The following is a 586-nucleotide window of genomic DNA, read 5'->3' as shown; positions in this document are numbered from 1 at the left end:
CGCGTATTCGACAACAGCAATATCTACAATCAAGCCATGAGAGTATTTGATCACACGTTCGCCATCGCTGGCACGCTAGGCAACATTACTCTTATCATTGCTGTATTTGGTCTTTTCTTTGCAACCCTAGCAGGAGAACTCTCTCGTCAAAGACACTTCTCGCTGCTGAGATGCATGGGTGTTTCTGGCAAAGAGTTGGTTGCCCTAGGGGGCTTACAACTGTTCGCCTTTGGTGCCATTTCTGCGATTATAGCAGTACCGTTAGGATTGGCCTTGGCCCACCTAATTGTTGATATCATCATTAAACAATCTTTTGGTTGGTCACTCGAACTGCAAACCATTCCTTGGGAATATGCACAAACTATCGCTTGGGCAATGCTCGCGATTATGATCGCCGGGGCGTTACCCGTAATTCGAATGATTAAGAGTACGCCAATGAAGTCGTTGAGGGATGCGTTGTAGTGGAAAAACAAAACTCTAAAAAGCGCGTTTTTGCTTCGATGCTGATCGTTGTCGTTTTTGCCATGTTGACTGGAGCGACGTTGTATTCAACGTTTTGGCTAGAGCCTACTGCTACCCAAGAAAA

General features: G+C 45.7%; 1 protein-coding gene. It reads left to right on the top strand.

Features of this window, described 5'->3' with window-relative positions; translation table 11 throughout:
- On the top strand, positions 1-462 hold a 462-nt coding region (locus R7Z47_RS25955; protein WP_318130911.1), incomplete at its 5' end, for an ABC transporter permease.
- Between the last annotated feature and the right edge of the window lie 124 nt (positions 463-586).

It is taken from the genome of Vibrio sp. 1641 (assembly GCF_033339995.1).
Lineage (GTDB): Bacteria > Pseudomonadota > Gammaproteobacteria > Enterobacterales > Vibrionaceae > Vibrio > Vibrio alginolyticus.
Note: the sequence above shows the minus strand (reverse complement) of the source record. Positions and strands in the feature narration are given on the sequence as shown.